The sequence below is a fragment of the Streptomyces mutomycini genome (assembly GCF_001700505.1).
GTDB classification, from domain to species: domain Bacteria; phylum Actinomycetota; class Actinomycetes; order Streptomycetales; family Streptomycetaceae; genus Streptomyces; species Streptomyces mutomycini.
This window is the reverse complement of sequence record NZ_MAPV01000078.1, coordinates 41296-61007: the sequence shown is the minus strand read 5'-3', so window position 1 is coordinate 61007 and position 19712 is coordinate 41296. Positions and strand designations below refer to the sequence as shown.

Here is a 19712-nt window from a genome sequence, read left to right as displayed (position 1 = left end):
TGCCGCGACTCCGGGAGCCGGGGTGCCGGCTCCCGGAACCAGGGGAGAGCACCGAGGAGTTCTGGACGGCCGTGCGCAGCACCGGCACCCCCCTCGTCTCGCCGGACCCGCAGGGCAGCGCCCAGCACCATGCGGTGACCTTCCTGTGGCGTGGCACCCACGCCACCCGCGCCGTGCAGGTGCTCCCCAACAAGATCGGCGACCCCCGGGCGCCCGAGGGCAACCTGATGGAGCGGGTGCCCGGCACCGACGTCTGGCACTGGTCGCTGCGCCTGCGGCACGACTGGCGTGGCACCTACGACTTCTACGTGGACGAGGGTGACGGCCCCCGGCCCGGAACCGCCGGCTACTGGCAGTGGCTGCGCGACCAGCGCCGCCACGACCCGCTCAACAGCCGCACGCTGCCCCGCCGCTGGAGCGGTGGTCCGGTGTCCTACGCCGAGCTGCCCGCGGCTCCCGACGGGAAGGACTGGCAGCCGAGGCCGGACGTCCCCCGCGGGCGGGTGGCCGCCCACGACGTGCCGGCCGGGAAGCCGGGAGGCGGCGGCACCCGCCGCGTCTGGCTGTACGAACCGCCTCTGGACCCGGGGCACTCGGCGGAACTGCCCGTGCTCGTCCTCCTCGACGGAGAGCACTGGCACCCGCATCTCGGGCTCGGGCACCTGCTCGACAACCTGATCGCCGACGGCCGCATCCCGCCGCTCGTCGCCCTGCTGCCGGATTCCGTGGACGCGGACACACGGTGGTCCGACATGACCTGCCGCCCCGAGTTCGCCGCCTTCCTCGCCGACGAACTGCTGCCCTGGGCGGCGTCCCGCCTCCCCGTCACGGACGACCCCGCCCGTACGGTCGTCGCGGGTCAGAGCCTGGGCGGGCTCTGTGCCGCCCACGCCGCGCTGTCCGTGCCCGGCCGCTTCGGCGCCGTCCTCGCCCAGTCCGGTTCCTTCTGGTGGCCGGACGGGCCGCAGGCGCAGTGGCTCACCGACCGGATCGAGGCGGCTCCGCGACTGCCGGTCCGCTTCCGGCTCTCCTTCGGCGAACAGGAATGGGTCGCCCTGCCCGCCGCCAGGCGCCTGCGCGAGGTCCTGGCGGCGGCGGGCTACGACGACGCCTCCTACCAGGAGTTCAACGGCGGCCACGACTACCTCTGCTGGCGCACCGAGCTGGCCGACGGACTCGTGGACCTGCTGGGCCCGGCCGCCCCCACGGTGTAGGGGCGGCCGACTTCCTCAGTCCTGTTGCCGGTCCGGCTCCAGCGCGGCGGCACACGCCGCGTGCGGGGCCGGGCCGAAGCGGACGGACCAGCCCGCCGGCACCTCCCGCCATACCGGCCAGAGCGACAGCCTGCCGAGGGAGTTCGCCAGCACCAGGTGCGTGGCACGGCCCTCGGGGCCCGGGTCGAACGGGCCGCTCCCCGCGCTCACGCGTCCAGCTCCTTCAGACGGGCAGCCAGGACGGCCGCGATGTCGTCGAGATGGCGGTCCTGCATCAACTGCGGGTGGGTGCAGTCGAGGTCGTGGTTGTCGATGGACCCGGTCACATGCGCCCGCCACGCCTCGCGGGTGAGCCAGTCCTCCGCGCGGGGGGCGGCGGCCGTGAAGAACAGCAGGTCGCCCTCGTAATCCCGGTGGTGATGTTCGCGCATCATCCTGGCGTGGTTCGGCACGATGTCGACGATCTTCGACAGTGCGCGGTCGCTGAGCCCCGCGAGCGGGCTGCCCGCCCGGCGCAGGGTCCCCAGCACGTCCTCGCGGTTCCGCTCGTGCGTGCGCTCGAAGCCCGCCATCCGCAGCACCGCGGTCAGCGCGTCACCCTCTTCGGGGGCCGGCCGTTCCCGCCACTGCTCGGCCGGGAACGCATCGAGCAGCGCGAGCAGTTCGACCTGCTCGCCCGCTTCCTGGAGCAGCACGGCAACGGTGTGGGCGAGTACCCCGCCGACGGACCAGCCCAACAGCCGGTAGGGGCCGTGCTCCTGGATCGCACGGATGTGCCGGACGTAGTCGGACGCCTCCTCCTGCAGGGTGCGCGGCAGCGCCTCGTCACCGACCAGCCCCCGGGCCTGGATGCCGTACACCGGCTGTTCGGGGCCGAGGCGGGCCGACAGCCCGGCGTAGCACCAGGCGATCCCGCCGGCCGGATGGATGGCGAACAGCGGTGGACGCCCGTCCCCGCCGCGCAGCCGCAGGACGACGTCCAGCGCGTCCTCGGACGCCGGCCCCGACGAGCCGAGCCGCGCGGCGAGCGTGGCCGGGGTCGGGGACTCGAACAGGGAACCGATGGTCAGCTCGGCGCCGAACTCCTCCCGTACGCGGGCCACGAGCCGCACGGCGAGCAGCGAGGTACCGCCCAGGTCGAAGAACGTGTCGTCCGGGCCCACCCGGTCCGCGCCCAGCACCTGCGCGAACAGCCGTGTCAGGGCTTCCTCCCGCGCGTTCGAGGGGCGTCGCGAACCCGCGCCGCCGCTGAAGACCGGTGCGGGCAGGGCGCGCCGGTCCAGCTTGCCGTTGGGGCTCAGCGGGAAGGCTTCCAGGGCCACCACCGCAGCCGGCACCAAGTGCTCCGGCAGCTCCCGAGCCAGTGAGGCGCGTACGGCCACCGGATCGGCGCCCCCGGTGATGTAGCCGACGAGCCGCTGCTCGCCCGGCCGGTCCTCCCGCACGAGCGCGCAGGCGGCGTCCACCCCGTCCCGGGCCGTCAGCGCCGTCTCGATCTCACCGAGCTCGATGCGCTGCCCTCGGAGCTTGACCTGGTCGTCCGTGCGGCCGAGATAGACGGCCTCGCCCTGTGCCGTCCAGTGGGCCAGGTCGCCCGTGCGGTACATGCGCTCCTCCGGGCGTCCGAAGGGGTCGGCGACGAAGCGGGACGCGGTCAGCCCGGGACGGTTCAGGTATCCCTCCGCGAGCTGGCGCCCCGCCAGGTAGAGCTCGCCCGGAATCCCCGGCGGGCACGGCTGCAGCGCCGCGTCGAGCACGTACAGACGGGTGTTCCAGACGGGCCGGCCGATCGGCACCGGGCCGGCGGCCTCCGCCGCGCACGCGTGAGAGGTGACGTCGACGGCCGCCTCCGTGGGGCCGTACAGATTGTGCAGTTCGGCGCCGGGCAGTTCACGCCCGAACGCATCGGCGGTCTCCCGGGGCAGGGCCTCACCGCTGCAGAAGACCCTCCTGAGACCTCCGCAGGCCTTCGCCTCCTCCTCCACGAGGAAGACCTGGAGCATCGACGGAACGAAGTGGCAGGTGGTGACGCCCTGTTCGCGGATCAGCCGGGCCAGATAGGCCGGATCCCTGTGGCCACCCGGTTCCGCGACCACCAGCACCGCGCCCTGGCGCAGCGGCCAGAAGAACTCCCACACCGACACGTCGAACGACGACGGTGTCTTCTGGAGCACCCGGTCGTCCGACGTCAGCCCGTAGGCGCTCTGCATCCAGCGCAGCCGGTTGTCGATCGCACCGTGCGACACGACGACGCCCTTGGGGCGGCCCGTCGAGCCGGAGGTGTAGATGACGTACGCCGGATGCGCCGGGGTGAGCGGCCGCGACGGGTTCACCCAGAGGTACCCCGAGACGTCCAGGCCGTCCAGGACGACCAGCGGCGTCCCGGTGTCCTCCGGGAGCCGTCCGGCCCGGTCGGTCACCGCGCACACCGGCGCCGCGTCCCGCAGCATGTACGCGAGCCGCTGCTCCGGGTAGTCCGGGTCCAGCGGCAGATACGCCGCCCCCGCCTTCAGTACGGCGAGGAGGGACACGACCAGCTCCACCGAACGCGGCACCGACACCGCCACCACGGCGCCCGGCCGGGCGCCGAGCGTCCGCAGGTGCCGGGCCAGACGGTTCGCGCGGGTGTTCAGCTCCTCGTAGGTGAGCGAGGTGTCGCCGTACACCAGGGCGGTCGCCTCGGGCGTGCGTGCGGCGCGCGACTCGATCGGACCGATCAGCGTCGTGGGCGGCAGCGCGCGCTCGGTGTCGTTGAACGTACCCAGGACCAGCTCGAGTTCGGCCGCCGTGGCGATGCCGTGTGCGGCCGTCGGTACGTGGGGGTCGGCCCCGCTCAGCCGTTCCACGAGATTCAGGAAGCGCTCCTGGTGCGCCGCCAGCTCGCCGTCGGCGTACAGCGCGGGGTTGCCGTCGTGGTCGATGCGCAGTCCACGGCCGTCGGCCCGGTCGTAGATGTTCACCGTCAGGTCGTCGACCGGCCCGGCCGACAGGTTGCGCGCCCGCGCAGGGGCGCCCGCGAAGTCCACGGCGTAGTCGAACGGCATCACGTTGACCAGCGGCCCGACCAGCCCGCGGTTCTCGCCGAGGAGCCGCAGGTCGCGGCGGATGTCCTCGTAGCGGAACCGCTGGTGGCGGCGGACCTCCCGGATGCCGAGCACCACCTGGCGGACCAGCTCGGCGAAGGTGGCGTCCGGGGACACGTCCAGCCGCAGCGGGAGCACGTTCATCACCATGCCGGGCACCCGCAGCGAGACGGAACCCATGCGGCCCATCATCGGCAGGCCGAGCACCACCTCCCGGTGGCCGGTCGCCCGCGAGGTGTAGAGGGCCTGAGCGGCGATCAGCACGTCCGGCCAGGTGGCCCGGAGCCGGGAGGCCAGCTCCCGCACGCCCTCGGTGGTCTCGGGACCCAGATGGGCCGTACGGCGGAGGAACGTCCGTGAGGGCAGCGCCCCGCGGCCCGCGAGCCGGGGTACCTCGGGGCGGTCGGCGAACGCCTCCGTCCAGTGCGTGCGGTCAGCGGTGAAGGCCTCGGAGGACCGGTACGCGGCATCCTCGTCGACCAGATCGGCCAGTGTCCCGAAGACGCGGGGCCCGGGGGCCTCCCCCCGGGCGAGCGCCGTGTAGACCTGGGCGGTGCGGCGTACGAGGAGTGAGTAGCCGAAGCCGTCCATGACCAGGTGGTGAATGCGCTGGTACCACAGCCACCGCTCCTCGCCCACGCGGAACAGGGCGTGCCGGAACAGCGGACCCGCCGTCAGGTCGAAGGGCTCGGCCAGGTCGGCGCGCATCCACTCCTCGGCCCGCCGGACGGCATCGCTCGCGTCCCGCAGGTCGTGCGTCGTGAGCGGCAGCGCGACCGAGGGGAGGACGCGCTGGCGCGGGCCGTCGGGGGAGTCCACGACGGACACCCGCAAGGCGTCGGCCTCGGCGGTCACGCGGCGCAGAGCCGCCGCGAACAGCTCGGGGTCGAGCGGCCCGTCGATCTCCAGGCACTCCGCGGTGTTCTGCGCGGGGCTGGGCGGATCGAGCGACTGCGCGTACCACATGCCCGACTGGGCGGCGGTCAGCGGCAGTTCGACGGCGGGGGCGTCCGGTGCGTCCGGGCGGTGTTCCGGTCCGGCCCCGTCGGCGTCGGTGAGCAGGGCGGTCATGAGGCCTCCAACAGCGGTGCCCAGGACTCGATGGCGGGCTGCTCGGCGAGGTCCGCGAAGTCCGCCTTCACACCGTGGTCCCGGCGCCAGCGGCCCAGCAGCGCCATGATGCGTACCGAGTCCAGCCCGTAGTCCAGGAGGTTCTCGTCGAGGGGGATGTCCGCGGGGTCCTCACCGAGGGCGTCGGCGACATCGTGGCGGATCAGTTCAAGGGTGAGCGCCACGGTGTTCAGACCCCCTTCAGGAGCGCGTCGGTCGACGTGACGACCGCACAGCGGCCCGCGGCCCAGCGCAACGCCATGTCGTGGTCCTCGCGCGAGAAGTCCGCCACGGCGTCCGCCACCACGAAGGCCTGGATGTCGCGCATCCATGCGTCGCAGGCACTCATGAGTACGCCTATGTGCGCGTACACACCGGTGATCACCAGCTGGTCGCGCCCCGACCCGCGCAGCAGGGACTCGAGTTCGGTGCGCACGAACGCGCTGTACTTCCACTTGGTCAGCACGGTGTCGCCGTCCGCGGGCGCGACGGCGCCGGGGATCGCGAGCGCCTCGGGGTCGTCGGCGGCGCCGGGGCCCCAGAAGTCGAGCTGGAGACCGCGTTCCTCCGCCGTCTGGCCGCCCCGCTGCACCGAGTAGACGACCGGCACACCGAGGCGGCGGTACTCCTCGATCACGCGGGAGGTGTTGGCGAGCATGCCGGTGAGCGGCTGCTCACCGGGCGGGAAGGCGCCCAGGAAGTGGTTCTGCAGGTCGTGGACCAGGAGCACGGCCCGCGCGGGGTCGACGGTCCAGTCCACGCGGTTGGCGGGCAGTTCGGCTTCGGTCGGCAGTGCATAGGAGGCGATGGCGGGAAGAGCCATGGGGTGGAACCTTTCGGTGCCGCTCTGGGCGGAACACGGTGCTGATCTCAGAACTGAGGGGGTACGGTGCGGCCGGGTGCGGCGTCGGAGCGCAGGCCCTTCTTGCTGACCTTGCCGATGCCGGTCTGCGGGAACGCGTCGACGAATTCGACGAGGTCGGGAATCTTGTACGCGGCGACACCGCGTTCACGCACGAGGCGTTTGACCGCCAGTGCCTTCAGCGGCTCTGCGCCCTCGCGCAGGATGACGTAGGCCAGGGTGCGTTCGCCCAGGTACTCGTCGGCCACCCCCACGACGGACACGTCGTGCACCGACGGGTGGCCCAGGATGATGTTCTCGATCTCCTCCGGGGCGACCTTCTCACCGCCCCGGTTGATCTGGTCCTTGGCGCGCCCCTCGACGACCAGGTGGCCCGTCGGGGTGCGGCGCACGATGTCGCCGGTGCGGTAGAAGCCGTCCTCGGTGAAGGCCTTGCTGTTGTGCTCGGGTGCGCGCCAGTAGCCGCGGATCGTGTACGGACCGCGGGTCAGCAGATGCCCGAAGTCCCCCTCGGGCACGTCCTCGTCCGCGTCGTCGACGACACGGATCTCGTCGTCCCCGGAGATCGGCAGGCCCTGGGTGGTGACGACGGTCTCGTGGTCGTCGTCCAGGCGCGTGTAGTTGACGAGTCCCTCGGCCATGCCGAAGACCTGCATGAGCCGGCACCCCAGCGCGGGCTCGAGCCGGCGGGCCGCCGCCTCGCTGTACTTTGCTCCGCCGACGAGCACCAGGTCCAGGCTCGACAGATCGTGCTCGGTGCCGGGACCGGCCTCGGTCCACACCAGTGCGAGGGGCGGAACCATGCCGGTCATCGTGACGCGTTCGCGCTCCACGAGGGGGAAGGCGGTCGCCGGGTCGGGGCTCGGGCACAGCACCACGGTCCCTCCGGCGTACAGTGCGCCGAGCCAGCCCGGGGAACTCATAGGGAAGTTGTGCGCGGCGGGGAGCAGGACGAGGAAGCGGGTGTCACCGTCGACGCCGCAGATCTCGTTGGACCCGCGCAGCGAGTAGATGTAGTCGTCGTGCGTACGCGGGATGAGTTTGGGAACGCCCGTCGTGCCGCCCGACAGCTGGAGGAACGCCAGGTCGTGCGGCTGCGGCTCGTATGCGACCCCCGAGGGCGCGCACGGCACCTCCGACAGGGCGGTGTGCTCACCCGGCGAGCCGACGACGAAGACGTGTCTCAGGCTCGGCGTGCGCTCCTTGACCTTCGAAGCGAGTGAGAGATGGTCGAAGCCCGCGTGCCGGTCGGGGATCACATAGGCGACGGCCTCGGTGAACGAGCAGAAGTACCCGATCTCCGTCTCCCGGTGTGCGGGCAGCGCGTACACGGGCAGGGCGCCGATCCGGAAGAGCGCGAAGACGACTTCGATGAACTCCGCCGTGTTCGGGAGCTGTACGACGACCCGGTCGCCCGGGGAGATGCCGCGTGCCGCGAAACCCGCGGCCATCCGCGAGGCCCGCTCGTCCAGCTCACGGTAGGTCCACTCGCGGCGTTCGGGCGCCGGGTCGACGACCGCGACGCGGTCGGGGTGGGCGGCGGCGCGCTCGCGCAGGAATCCGCCGAACGTCTCCCCGCGCCAGTGGCCCGCCGCGCGGTAGCGCTCGGCGAATTCGCGCGGCCAGGTGGGCGCGTCGGGTGTGCGGGGGGTGGTCACAGTGCGGCTCCCACGGCGCTCAGGAAGGTCCGGAACTTGGCACCGGTCTCCGCCGTCTCGGCGGCCGGCGAGGACTCCGCCACCACGCCCGCCCCGGCGAACAGCCGCAGCGTCCGGCCCTCGGCCTCGGCACAGCGGATGGTCACGACCCAGTCGCCGTCGCCGTCCGCGTTCTGCCAGCCGACCATGCCGGTGTACGCGCCGCGGTCGAAGGGCTCGGAGTCCGCGATCACCTGCCGGGCCACCTCGGTCGGCGTGCCGCAGACCGCCGGAGTGGGGTGCAGGGCCGACGCCAGGTCCAGAGCGGTGGACGACGGGTCGCGCAGCTCTCCGGTCAGGGTCGTCGACAGGTGCCACATGGCGGCGGTCCGTACGAGGGTGGGGCGTTCGGGCACGTCCAGGCGCACGCAGAACGGTGCGAGAGCCTCGCGGATGGCATCGACCACGACCGCGTGTTCGTGCAGGTCCTTCGGCGAGTCCAGCAGCGCGGCGGCCCTGCGGACGTCCTCCGCCAGGTCGCTGCTGCGCGGTGCCGAACCGGCCAGCGGATTCGCGACGAGCCGGTCGCCCCGGCGGGCCACGAGGAGTTCGGGGCTCGCCCCCAGGAGCGTGCGGCCCGGACCGCTGGGTACCGCGAAGGTGTACCCGTCCGGGTCGCGGCGTGCCAGCCGGCTCAGCATGGCCGGCAGATCGAGGTCACGCGCCGAGGTGAGCTCCAGCGTGCGGGCGAGGACCACCTTGTCGAACTCCCCGGCCCGCATCCGCTCCACGGCGGCGGCCACCGCCGCGGAGTACTCCTCCGCCGCCGGGACCTCACGTATGCGCCAGTCGTCGCCCTGGCCGGCGTCCGGGCGGTGCAGCGCGATGAGCGGGTCCGCGCGCAGGGCGGCCGCCCATCTGACGGTCTCCGGGACGGCCAGTGCCGCCACCCCGCCGGGCGCGAAGGGGACGGAGCCCACGACGACCGGGGCGGGACCGCCCGCGCGCCGGGCGCCGTCCAGGACCTCCCGCACCCGCAGGGTCAGGGGCCGTGCGTCGTGCGGCACCGCCGCCGTGGTGCCGGAGCCGAGCAGGGTGTGCCGGGGTGTGGCGAGGAAGCGGTCCGTGCCGGGCCGGTAGGCCTCCAGCAGGGCGGTCGCCGCGCCGGGGGAGCCGACCGGGGGAGGAGCGGCGGGGACGCGCAGAGATGCAGACATGGGTGGTCTCCGGTGGGGATGGCTCGAGCGTCGGGAGGATGACGGGGCGGGGCGGGATTCAGGCCCGCAGGGTGGCCCCGCCGTCGACGTACAGGTCGTGCATGGTGATGTGCCGGGCGCGGTCGGACACCAGGAAGGCGACCGCGTCGGCGATGTCGGACGGGTCCGCCATCCGGCCGAGCGGTATCCCGGTGCGGTACGTCGCCGGGTCCCCCTCGAGGACGCGGCGGGCGGATGCCTCCTCGTCCCCGGCCGTCCACATGCCGCGCTGCATGTCGGTGAGGGTGGAACCGGGGGACACGGTGTTGCACCGCACGCCACGGGGCGCGACTTCCAGGCCGAGACACTTGGTGAACATCACCGCCGCGGCCTTGGAGGCCGCGTACGCCGCCATGTTCGTACGGGGGACGCCCGCGGCGTTGGAGGCGACGGTCACGATGCTGCCCGAACCCCGCTCGGTCATCCGGCGGGAGACGGACCGTGACACGTGGAACACACCGTGGGTGTTCACCGCGAACGTGGCGGCCCACTCCTCGTCGGACAGGTCCGCGACCGCCGAACCACTGAGGATTCCGGCCACGTTGACCGCGATGTCCAGCGGGCCGAGCGAGCGCTCGGCCTCCGCGACGACGTCCTCGACGGCGGTGGGGTCCGTGACGTCGAGGGTGCGGGCGGTCACCAGGCCGTCGTACGACTTCTCCAGCGCCGCGATGCCCTCCGCGGCGAGATCGGTGGCGAGGACGTGCGCGCCGCGCCCGGCGAGGGCGTGCACGACCGCCTCGCCTATGCCGCGGCCCGCTCCCGTCACGAGGGCGGTACGGCCTGCGAGTTCCTGACCGAGGCTCACTTGACCATGGCCTTCCGGATGTCGTCGAGCACGGAGACGGCTGCCTGCGCACCACCGAGGCTGGTCCACTTGGTCCCGTCGATGACCGTCGCGTGCTTGTCCCGCACGGCACCCAGCTGCCCATAGGCGGGCTTCTCCGCCAGCCGTGCGAGGAGGTCCGCGTCGGTGCCGGCGTCGAGGGAGCCGATGAACAGCCAGTCGCCGTCGATCTCCTCGAGGTTCTCGTCGCTGAGCGGCGTCGAGTGCCCCTCGCCCTGCTCGTTCTGGATCCCCGGCCGCCCGAAGCCGAGGTCCTTCAGGACGTCGCTGATGAAGACTCCCTGCTGCATGACCGCGGTGCCCTTGGCCGAATACCGGGCGACTGACACGTCCGCGCCGGCCCGCGAGCCGAGATCGGCCTTGAGGGCCGCGGCCTCCTTCTCGTAGCCGGCGAGGAACTTCTCGGCCTCGTTGGGCTTGCCGAGCGTCGTCCCGGTGAGCTGGAGGGCCTTCTTCCAGTCCTTGTCGTCGCCGATGGTGACCACCGTCGGCGCAATCTTCCGCAGCTGCGCGAGCACCTGCTCGTCGGCGAGCTGACCGGCGAGGATCACGTCCGGCTTCGCCCGGACGACCTTCTCGATGTCCGGGCCGGTGACGGCGCCCACCACGGGGATGCTCTTCGCCTGGTCCGCCAGGTACTGGGGTGCGCCCTTCTGGCCCCGGCCGGCGGTCAGTCCCACCGGCTCGACGCCGAGGGCGAGGGCGGCGTCGAGGTCCATCTCGCTGAGGGCGACCACGCGCTCCGGCGCGGCCGGTATCTCGACCTTCGTCCCGGTCGCGTCCGTGACCTGGGCCGTCGCCGCGGCATCCACGCCGGCGGAGCCGGCTTTGTCCTCGGATCCGCAGGCGCTCAGCGTGAGGGCGCAGAGGCTGAGCAGCGTCGCCGACACGACGGGACGTGCGATACCGCGGGACGAAGGGGACGAATACGGCGCCATGGCCTGGGATCTCCGTTTGCATTCAGGCGAATCCTGTTCCGGCTGGGCGCCCCCGACGTCTGCATCGGGGAGAAGCGGTGCACGGCGCGCCACTTCAGGGCACAGGTGTGCCCATGACCCGCCGGAATCGGACGAGTGCGTTTAGGTTAGGCTACCCTTATGTCGATAGCGCAAGGGGGTCGGCCACGATCAGCCGGATCCCGCCCATCCGAAGGTCCCCCGGCCCAGGGGCGCTCAACCCTCCCGGCCATGGCGGGACTTCTGCTTCTCCTCGTGATCCTTGTGCTGCTCTCCCTGGTCATCGGCACCGGTGACAGCCCTGCCGCACGCGCCTGGGACTTCCTGATCGGCGACCCCGCCGCCCGCGCCGACGCCCGGATCCGGCTGGCCGTCATGGACGTACGCCTTCCGCGCACCCTCGCCGCCCTCCTGGTGGGCACCTGCCTCGGAGCGGCCGGCTGCCTCCTCCAGGCCGCCACCCGCAACCCGCTCGCCGAAACCGGCCTGCTGGGCGTCAACTCCGGTGCCGCCTTCGCCGTTGTCCTCGGGCTCACCTTCTTCGGCGCCGACTCCCCGGCCGCGCTGCTGGTGTGGGCGCTGGCCGGAGGCATGGCGGCGAGCGCCGTCGTCCTGCTCTTCGCCGGATCGGGGCGTACGGCAGGCTCACCGCTGCGCCTCGTCCTGGCCGGATCCGCACTGGGCGCCACCTTCCACGGCTGCACCTCCTACGTCCTGCTCGGCACCCAGTCGACCTTCGACACCTACCGGTACTGGACGATCGGCTCGCTCGCCGGGGTCGAGACCGCAGATCTCGTCCCCCTCCTGCCGCTGGCGGCCCTCGGCCTGCTCACCGCGCTCGGCTGCGCCCGCCCGCTGTCGGCGCTCGGCCTCGGCGACGACGGCGCCCGCTCGCTCGGCCACCACCCGGGCCGGATCCGGCTCGTCGTCGCAGCAGCGGTCTCGCTGCTCGCCGGCTGCGCGGTCGCCGTGGCCGGCCCCATCGCCTTCCTCGGCCTGCTGGCCCCGTACGCCGCGAGGGCACTGAGCGGACCCCGCATGACGGCCCAACTCGTCCTGTCCGCACTGATCGCGGCCGACATCATGATCCTGGCCGACATCCTCGCCCGGATCGTCATCCGCCCCTGGGAGACACCGGTCAGCGTGCTGCTCGCCTTCGTGGGCGGTCCGCTGCTCGTCTGGATCGCCCGCTCCTCCCGTCTGTCCACCGCGGGGGCCGAGGCATGACCGACCTGAAAGCGGCCGGACGCACCTCAACCGCCGGGAGCGGCGCGCACACCGGGGCCGCCGACGTGACACCGCCCGACAGCACCGTGCTGCGCGGTGGGACGCTCTCCTGGCTCCTCCCGCGCCGCAGCGCGCTCGCCGCCGCGCTCCTCGTGCCGGTCCTCGTCGTCCTCACGGCCCTCGCGGTGATGGCGAGTTCGACCGGAATGAGCCTGCCGGAAACCGTCTCCGGGCTCCTCGGCACGGGCGATCCCGGCACCGTCATGATCGTGCGGGACTTCCGGCTGCCCCGCATCTTCGCCGGCCTCATGGTCGGCGCCGCACTCGGCATCGCAGGCTGCCTCACCCAGACCCTGGCGGGCAACCGCCTCGCCACCCCCGACCTGGTCGGTGTCAACGACGGCGCCACGGCAGCCGTCGTCGCCGTCGCGGCCGGCTCCACCACCGCCGTGGTGGGCAACTGGTGGCTCGGCCCGATCGGCGCCGTGGCGGCCGCCGCGATCGTCGTCCTGTGCGCGGGCGGAGCGGGAAGTGCCGGCTACCGCGTCCTCGTGACGGGCATCGGCGTCTCCACGTTCATCGGCGCGGTCGGCGACCTGATCATGTCCCGTGAGAACGACAACACCGCGGGCGGCGTCTTCCTGTGGGCCGTGGGCAGTCTCAACGGACGGGACTGGGGCGTCGGTACGCCGCTGGCACTCGTCCTGCTGGTGCTGGTCCCGCTCGCCCTCGCCGTCGGACACCGGCTGCAACTTCTGCGCTTCGACGACGACATGGCCGCCTCGCTGGGCGTCGATCTGCGCCGGCTGCGCGCGGGAGCGCTGGCGCTCGCCGTCGCCCTCGCGGGCACGGCCGTCGGCGTCGGCGGACCCATCGCCTTCGTCGCCCTCGCCGCTCCGGTCCTGGCCCAGCGGCTGGCCGGACCCACCCGGGTGCCGATCACCGGTTCCGCACTGACCGGAGCCGCCCTGATCGCCGCGGCCGACGCGCTGGGACGCGTCGCCGCACCCGTCGAACTGCCCGTCGGCGTCGTCACCAGCGTCCTCGGCGGCCCCTTCCTGCTCTGGGTCCTGTTCCGCCCGGACCGTGCCACCGGAAAGGCCTGACCGTCCCCATGACCGACGCATCCCGCGAGACCGCCCCCGGTCTCGAAGTCACCGCCCTGCACGCCGGCTATCCCGGACGCCCCGTCGTCCAGAACGTCGGCCTCACCGTCCCCGCCGGCCAGGTCGTCGCGATCGTCGGCCCCAACGGCTGTGGGAAATCCACCCTGTTGCGCACCGTCGCGCGCCTGCACCGTCCCGAATCGGGAACCGTCCGGGCGGGAGGCGAGGACATCTGGGAGCTCAGCAGGCGCCGGGCCGCCCATCGTGTCGCGCTGCTGCCCCAGTCGCCGCGCGCGCCGGAGGCCGTCACGGTGGCGGGGCTCGTCCGCTACGGCCGCCACCCCCAGCAGGGGCTGCTGCGCCAGTGGTCCAGGGAGGACGAGAACGCCGTACGCGACGCACTCGCCGCCACCGGAACGACGGAACTGGCCGCCGAGCGCCTGGACAGGCTCTCGGGCGGCCAGCGCCAGCGGTGCTGGCTCGCGATGGTCCTCGCCCAGCACACCCCGGTCATCCTGCTCGACGAGCCGACCAGCGCCCTGGACCTCGGCCACGCGGTGGAGGTCCTGGAACTGGTGAGGGAGGTCGCCGCCACCGGACGCACCGTCGTCATGGTGCAGCACGACCTCGCTGCCGCGGCCCGCTACGCCGACCTGCTCGTCGCCATGAAGGACGGGCGCGTCGTCGCCCGGGGCAAGCCGGAGGAGGTGGTCGACGAGGCCCTCGTGAAGGAGCTCTACGGGGTGGACGCCGACATACTCGGCGCACCGGGCGACGGCTCCCCGGTCGTGGTGCCCAGGGCCCGGCGGCTCACGAAGCGGGGGTGACGGCCTTCGGCTTCCGTACGGCCGGACGGGACGGCCGGGTCCGGGGACCGAAGACGGCCAGGGCCACTGCGCCCACCATCCAGACACCGGCGATGAAGTAGAAGACGCTCTGGTAGCCGGTGCCGTTGTAGAGCGCCGCGATGATCAGCGGTCCCGCGGCGTTCGACAGCCGGCCGATCCCGTAGGTGATCCCCGTCCCCAGGGAGCGGCTCCGGGTGTCGAAGAGCTCGGGGGAGTAGGCGTACGCGAGAGCGGTGTAGCCGCGCTCGAAGAGGTTCACCAGGAAGCCGAAGACCACGATCAGGACCGGGTCGAAGGTCAGCCCGTACAGCAGACCGCACAGCGCGATGACCGTGCCGAAGGCGACGAGACACCACTTGCGCTCGAACCGGTCGGTGACCAGGGAGGCCAGGAAGGAGCCGAGGGGTGCGCCGACCGTGGTGAGAGCGATGTAGAAGACGGACTTCTCCACGCTGAAGCCCTCCTTGGCCAGCAGGGTGGGCGCGAAGCTCGAGTATCCGAAGAAGCCGATGGTCTGGGTCACCCACAGGACGGTGAGCAGCAGCGTCGGTGCGAGGTACCTCTTCTGCAGCAGCAGACGCACCGGGGCCTTGACCGCCGGGGGCTCCTCGACGGGCTCCGCCGGTTCGGCCAGCGGCCCCTTCTCGGCGATCACCGATGCCTCGATCTCACGCAGGACCGCGTCGGCCGCGGCGTGGTCACCCCTGCTCTCGTGCCAGCGGGGGGACTCCTTGAGGTGCTTGGAGAACAGCACGAGGAGGACGCCGAGCGCACCCCACAGATACACCAGCCGCCAGGACCAGTCGCTGAGCGGAACCACGAGACTGGCGATCAGGTTGGTGGCCGGCGTACCGCAGATGCCGATGACCATGGCGTACGCCTGGTACTTGCCGCGGACGGCGGCCGGATACATCTCGTTGACGTAGATGACCGCCACGACCGTCATCGCCGACAGACCCGCCGAGGTGAGCACCCGGAAGACGCCCAGTGAGAAGACGTCCCAGGAGAACACCGAGACGAACGAGAAGAATCCGAAGAACAGTATGGTGCGGAGCAGGGTCTTCTTACGGCCCCACCGGTCGGCGACGGCTCCCGCGACGATGGAGCCGATGAACATGCCGACGAACGACAGTGAGGTGACGTAGGCGACCTGATTGACCGTCACGCCCCAGAGGTCGATCAGCTTGGGGGCGGTCGTCGCGAAGCTGTTGATGTCCGCGAACTCGAAGAAGTAGGCGAAGGCGACGGCCAGCAGGGTGGTCTTGTGGAAGCGGGAGATCGGCAGCCGGTCCAGCCGGTTCGCCGCATTGGCGTGCTGCATGGGGACGGTCCCTGTCGGAGTGCGGGTGCGGGCGGGGAGGGGGTCAGACGACTTCGCCGGGCCAGTACAGGCTCATGGGGTTGTCGACGAGGAGCCTGTGCTGCTGCCCGGGGGTGACCGCGACCTGCGGCACGTGGTCGACCAGGAGCCCGTCGTCGGGCATGTGGTCGGTGAGGTTGGGATGCGGCCAGTCCGTGCCCCAGAGCACCCGGTCCCCGAACTCCTCGACCACGCGGCGGCCGAAGGGCACGACATCGGTGTAGGCGTGCCTCTCGCCGCCGAGGGCGGCGGGACCGGTCACGCTGAGGCGTTCGGGGCAGGACACCTTCACCCACACGTCGTTGGAGGCGACGAAGCGGAGGAAGCGGGTGAACTGCGGACCACCCACCGGCAGCGTCACATCGGGCCGGCCCATGTGGTCCACCACGAGCGGGGTGGGCAGGGAGCCGAAGAAGCCCTCCAGCTCGGGGAGATCAGCGCTCTCGAAGTAGAGCACGATGTGCCAGCCCAGTGGTGCGACCTTCTCGGCGATCCTGGCCAGGTCCTCCTTCGGTGAGGTACTGACCAGGCGGCGGAGGAAGTTGAAGCGCACCCCTCGCACCCCCGCCGCGTCCAGCGTGCGCAGTTCGGCGTCGGAGATGTCCGGACGGACGGTCGCGATCCCCCGGGCCCTGCCACCGGCCGCGCGGACCGCGTCGAGCATCGCCGTGTTGTCCGCGCCGTGACAGGTGGCCTGTACGACGACGGCGCGGCTGATGCCGAGGTGGCTGTGCAGTGCGGCGAGTTCGCTCTTCCCGGCGTCGCAGGGCGTGTACTTGCGCTCGGGGGCGAAGGGGAATTCGGCCTGCGGTCCGAACACATGGCAGTGGGCGTCGACGGTACCCGACGGAAGCCGGAACGCGGGCACGGACGGATCCCGGTACCAGTCCAGCCAGCCAGGGGTTCTGGGGGAACGAACACTCATGAGATCTCCTCGTGGGTCGTGGGGAAGGGTGCGGGGGCGCGCCGGTCCTGGAGCGCGGGCGCACCCGGGGGACGGCCGGGCGGCTCGCCCCTGTCCGCCCGGCCGTCCCCGCACCGCCGGTCAGTCGACGTAGCGCAGCCCGGCGGCCTCCAGTGGCCCGCGCATGCCGTACATGTCGAGGCCGAGCTCACCCGCGGCCAGACGGCGGCGCTTGCCCTCCTCGTTGTCCTCCCGGCGGCGGGAGGCATCGGCCACCTCCGCGACCCGGCCCGAGGGAACGACGACCACACCGTCCGCGTCCGCCACCACGACATCGCCCGGGTGCACCGGCGCGTTGGCGCACACGACCGGCACGTTCACCGAGCCGAGCGTGGCCTTGACGGTCCCCTTCGCGTTGACGGCACGGCTGAAGACCGGGAAGTCCATGGCCCGCAGTTCGCGGACGTCACGGCATCCGCCGTCGATGACCAGGCCCACGCCGCCCCGGGCGCGTACGGACGTGGCGAGCAGTTCGCCGAAGAACCCGTCCTCGCACTCGGTGGTGCAGGCCGCCACGAGGACGTCGCCCGGCTGCAGTTGTTCCACGGCCACGTGCAGCATCCAGTTGTCGCCCGGCTGCAGGAGCACGGTGACCGCGGTACCGCTGAACGCCGCCCCCGGATAGACGGGGCGGATGTAGGGGCGCATCAGGCCGGTGCGGCCCATGGCCTCGTGGACGGTGCTGACACCGAAGGGCTTCAGGGCCTCGATGTCCGCCGGGCCGGGGCGTTCGACCGTGCGGTGGACCACTCCGAGTTCGTACATGGCTGTGCTCACTTCCTTCCGCGGGTTTCAGCGGCCCTGGCGCTTCAGCAGGGCGTCCAGACGCGGGTAAACGGACCGCGCGTTGTGCTCCTGGATGTCGGCCAGCCCGTCCGGGGAGAGCCCGGCGGCCTCGGCGTAGCGGCGTGTGTCGTCGAAGTGACGGCCGGTCCTGGGGTCGATGTCCCGGACGGCCCCGATCATCTCCGAGGCGAAGAGGATGTTCCGGGTGGGCACGACGTCGAAGAGGAGATCCGAGCCCGGCTGGTGGTAGACGCACGTGTCGAAGAAGACGTTGCCCAGGACGTGCTCCTCCAGCGGCGGCTTTCCCAGCGCCATCGCCAGGCCGCGGAACCTGCCCCAGTGGTAGGGAACGGCGCCGCCGCCGTGGGGGATGACCAGCCTGAGCGTGGGGAAGTCCGTGAACAGGTCGCCCTGCACGAGCTGCATGAACGCGGTGGTGTCGGCGTTCAGGTAGTGCGCCCCCGTGGTGTGGAACGCGGGGTTGACGCTCGTGCTGACATGGACCATCGCCGGGACGTCGTACTCGGCCATCTTCTCGTACAGGGGGTACCACGAGCGGTCCGTGAGGGGCGGGGCGGTCCAGTGCCCTCCGGAGGGGTCCGGGTTGAGGTTCACCGCGACGGCGCCGTACTCCTCGACGCACCGGGTGAGTTCCGGTATGCAGGTCGCGGGGTCGACGCCCGGCGACTGCGGAAGCATGGCGGCCGGGACGAAGCGCTTGGAATAGAGCCTGGCGACACGGAAGCACAGCTCGTTGCAGATGGCCGCCCACTCGGCCGAGGTGCTGAAATCCCCCACGTGATGGGCCATGAAGGACGCTCTCGGCGAGAAGACCGTCATGTCGATGCCGCGGTCGTCCATCAGCCTCAGCTGGTTCGGCTCGACGCTCTCGCGCAGCTGGTCGTCGCTGATCTTCAGATCTGCTTTCCGCGGTGACACGGAGGGGTCCCGGAGACCGGCGATCTGCTGGTGCCGCCACGCCTCCAGCGCGGGCGGGGCCGTCGTGTAGTGACCGTGGCAGTCGATGATCATCGCTGTTCCTCTTCGAAGTGCCTGCGTGTGTCGCCCGGGAGTATCCGGCCGCAAGGCCGCTCCAGGTCCCGGCTCGCCCGGCCGGCTGTCACGCCACCGTAACCGTCGATGAAATTGTTGACAATATGCCTGACGATAAAGTTTCAGGCATCATCGCTGAGGTGGCGGCGTGGGTTCCACGCGGCGACGAGGATGTTCCGACGATGTACGGAAGGCGGAGGGGTGACGTCGAATCAGGTCACCGGCCGGACGGGCCGGAGTGCGGTCTCCAGCGGTATCCGGGAGGCGCTCGCGGCAGGCGACATGGTGCCCGGACAGCGCCTGGTCGAGCAGGAGTTGTCCGAGGTCTTCCGGGCGACGCGGAGTTCGGTGCGGGAGGCGCTGCAGGATCTGGCCGCCGAAGGCCTGGTGGAGCTGATTCCCAGGCGCGGAGCGCGGGTGCGGGTGGTCTCCGTCGAGGAGGCGATCCAGATCACCGAGTGCCGGGCTCTGCTGGAGGGTCTGTGCGCCAGACGGGCGGCGGAGTACGCCTCGAAGGAGGTGCGCCAGGAGCTGAAGGACATCGGCTCCGCGATGGGCCGCGCTGTGGCGGAGGGGGACCCGGACGCCTATTCGGTGCTCAACCGCAGGCTGCACGAGTCCATCGGTGAGGTCAGCGACCAGAAGGTGGCTCAGGCCCTGCTCGAACGGATGAACGGCCAGATGGTGCGCTACCAGTTCCGTCTGGCGCTGCGTCCCGGCCGTCCGGCACAGTCGCTGCCGCAGCACCTGGCGATCATCGACGCGGTGGTCGCGGGCGATCCCGAAGCCGCGGAGGCCGCCGCGCGGGCGCACGTCGAGAGCGTCGTCGAGGCGCTGCGGGAAACGCCCGTACCGGCCCGCCTGGGCTGACGGGCCTGTGGCCCGGCCGGTGGTCGGGGTGCGGGGCCCGGACATGGATCTCCCGCCCGGGTCCGGTGACCTGGGCGGGAGGTGGCGCCGGTGTCAGGCGAGCAGCTTCTCCTTGGCCCTCTCGTACTCCTCCTGGCTCAGGTGGCCCTTCTCCTTGAGCTCGGAGAGTTTGGCGAGGTCGGACACGTGGCCGCCGCCGGCTCCGGTGTCACCGCCGTCGCGGGCGGCCTGCTTCACGTACTGCCGGAACGCGGCCTCGCGGTTCTCCGCCTCCTTGACCTCGCGGCGCCCCATTCCCCGGCCCCGGGCGATCAGATAGACGAGTACGCCCACATAGGGCAGCACGATCACGAAGATCACCCAGGCCGCCTTGGCCCAGCCGTTCATCGAGTGGTCCCGGAAGATGTCCGTGACCACCTTGAAGAGCAGGAAGAACCACAGGACCCACAGGAACAGATACATCATGGTGAGGAAGAGGTTCAGCAGCGGATAGTCGTCCATGGGTCTGCTCCGATCGTAGTCGTCCATGGGTC

18 protein-coding genes are annotated in these 19712 nt (G+C 71.9%); 5 read left to right on the top strand and 13 right to left on the bottom strand.

Annotated elements, in window-relative coordinates; all coding sequences use genetic code 11:
• The coding region (gene fes, locus BFF76_RS12395; protein ID WP_065848216.1) for an enterochelin esterase at positions 1 to 1214 on the top strand (1214 nt) is incomplete at its 5' end.
• A gap of 15 nt (positions 1215 to 1229) precedes the next feature.
• On the opposite strand, the gene BFF76_RS12390 is transcribed toward fes, so the two are convergent.
• From BFF76_RS12390 to BFF76_RS33750, 8 genes are read right to left on the bottom strand one after another with little or no spacing between them, the layout of a single operon-like run.
• Positions 1230 to 1424 (bottom strand): MbtH family NRPS accessory protein, encoded by a 195-nt coding sequence (locus BFF76_RS12390; protein WP_065848215.1) that lies wholly within the window; start codon positions 1422 to 1424, stop codon positions 1230 to 1232.
• Positions 1421 to 5368, bottom strand: coding sequence for a non-ribosomal peptide synthetase (locus tag BFF76_RS12385; protein WP_065848214.1), 3948 nt, complete (start codon positions 5366 to 5368; stop codon positions 1421 to 1423). Before BFF76_RS12385 ends, BFF76_RS12390 begins: the two co-directional genes overlap by 4 nt.
• A complete protein-coding gene (locus BFF76_RS12380; RefSeq protein ID WP_031095010.1) occupies positions 5365 to 5592 on the bottom strand; it encodes a phosphopantetheine-binding protein in 228 nt (75 codons plus the stop codon). Before BFF76_RS12380 ends, BFF76_RS12385 begins: the two co-directional genes overlap by 4 nt.
• A 5-nt stretch (positions 5593 to 5597) precedes the next feature.
• Positions 5598 to 6230: an isochorismatase family protein gene (locus BFF76_RS12375; RefSeq protein WP_065848213.1), complete on the bottom strand. Its 633-nt coding sequence runs from the start codon at positions 6228 to 6230 to the stop codon at positions 5598 to 5600.
• A gap of 47 nt (positions 6231 to 6277) precedes the next feature.
• On the bottom strand, positions 6278 to 7927 hold the full coding sequence (locus tag BFF76_RS12370) for a (2,3-dihydroxybenzoyl)adenylate synthase (protein ID WP_065848212.1): 1650 nt from the start codon (positions 7925 to 7927) through the stop codon (positions 6278 to 6280).
• Positions 7924 to 9123: an isochorismate synthase gene (locus BFF76_RS12365; protein ID WP_053929687.1), complete on the bottom strand. Its 1200-nt coding sequence runs from the start codon at positions 9121 to 9123 to the stop codon at positions 7924 to 7926. The genes BFF76_RS12370 and BFF76_RS12365 overlap by 4 nt, the downstream gene beginning before the upstream one ends.
• 58 nt (positions 9124 to 9181) lie before the next feature.
• A complete protein-coding gene (locus BFF76_RS33755; protein WP_065848211.1) occupies positions 9182 to 9970 on the bottom strand; it encodes a 2,3-dihydro-2,3-dihydroxybenzoate dehydrogenase in 789 nt (262 codons plus the stop codon).
• Positions 9967 to 10947, bottom strand: a complete 981-nt coding sequence (locus BFF76_RS33750) for an ABC transporter substrate-binding protein (RefSeq protein ID WP_065848210.1) — start codon at positions 10945 to 10947, stop codon at positions 9967 to 9969. The genes BFF76_RS33755 and BFF76_RS33750 overlap by 4 nt, the downstream gene beginning before the upstream one ends.
• Before the next feature lie 249 nt (positions 10948 to 11196).
• On the opposite strand from BFF76_RS33750, the gene BFF76_RS12350 reads away from it, so the two are divergent.
• Genes BFF76_RS12350 through BFF76_RS12340 form a run of 3 tightly spaced genes read left to right on the top strand, consistent with a single transcriptional unit; the run spans position 11197 to position 14125 of the window.
• The gene (locus tag BFF76_RS12350; protein ID WP_065848209.1) at positions 11197 to 12192 is read left to right on the top strand and encodes a FecCD family ABC transporter permease; all 996 of its coding nucleotides are present in this window, start codon (positions 11197 to 11199) and stop codon (positions 12190 to 12192) included.
• A complete protein-coding gene (locus BFF76_RS12345) occupies positions 12189 to 13298 on the top strand; it encodes a FecCD family ABC transporter permease (RefSeq protein ID WP_053929684.1) in 1110 nt (369 codons plus the stop codon). Before BFF76_RS12350 ends, BFF76_RS12345 begins: the two co-directional genes overlap by 4 nt.
• Positions 13299 to 13306: 8 nt before the next feature.
• On the top strand, positions 13307 to 14125 hold the full coding sequence (locus tag BFF76_RS12340) for an ABC transporter ATP-binding protein (protein ID WP_031095026.1): 819 nt from the start codon (positions 13307 to 13309) through the stop codon (positions 14123 to 14125).
• Here the strand turns inward: BFF76_RS12340 and BFF76_RS12335 are convergent.
• The 4 genes from BFF76_RS12335 to BFF76_RS12320 all read right to left on the bottom strand — a co-directional run bounded on the left by BFF76_RS12335 (position 14109) and on the right by BFF76_RS12320 (position 18288).
• On the bottom strand, positions 14109 to 15467 hold the full coding sequence (locus BFF76_RS12335) for an MFS transporter (RefSeq protein ID WP_053929682.1): 1359 nt from the start codon (positions 15465 to 15467) through the stop codon (positions 14109 to 14111). The genes BFF76_RS12340 and BFF76_RS12335 overlap by 17 nt on opposite strands.
• A gap of 43 nt (positions 15468 to 15510) precedes the next feature.
• The gene (locus tag BFF76_RS12330; protein WP_065848208.1) at positions 15511 to 16431 is read right to left on the bottom strand and encodes an amidohydrolase family protein; all 921 of its coding nucleotides are present in this window, start codon (positions 16429 to 16431) and stop codon (positions 15511 to 15513) included.
• Between the two features lie 120 nt (positions 16432 to 16551).
• The gene (ligK, locus tag BFF76_RS12325) at positions 16552 to 17235 is read right to left on the bottom strand and encodes a 4-carboxy-4-hydroxy-2-oxoadipate aldolase/oxaloacetate decarboxylase (protein ID WP_031095032.1); all 684 of its coding nucleotides are present in this window, start codon (positions 17233 to 17235) and stop codon (positions 16552 to 16554) included.
• Between the two features lie 27 nt (positions 17236 to 17262).
• Positions 17263 to 18288 carry an amidohydrolase family protein gene (locus BFF76_RS12320; RefSeq protein WP_065848207.1) on the bottom strand — a complete coding sequence of 342 codons (1026 nt, stop codon included), beginning with the start codon at positions 18286 to 18288 and terminating at the stop codon, positions 17263 to 17265.
• A gap of 222 nt (positions 18289 to 18510) precedes the next feature.
• Between BFF76_RS12320 and BFF76_RS12315 the strand changes: the two genes are divergently transcribed.
• Complete coding sequence (locus BFF76_RS12315; RefSeq protein ID WP_031095036.1) at positions 18511 to 19179, top strand: GntR family transcriptional regulator; 669 nt, start codon at positions 18511 to 18513, stop codon at positions 19177 to 19179.
• Positions 19180 to 19272: 93 nt separating this feature from the next.
• Here BFF76_RS12315 and BFF76_RS12310 read toward each other — a convergent pair whose 3' ends face one another.
• A complete protein-coding gene (locus BFF76_RS12310) occupies positions 19273 to 19680 on the bottom strand; it encodes an SHOCT domain-containing protein (RefSeq protein ID WP_031095038.1) in 408 nt (135 codons plus the stop codon).
• Positions 19681 to 19712: the final 32 nt, after the last annotated feature.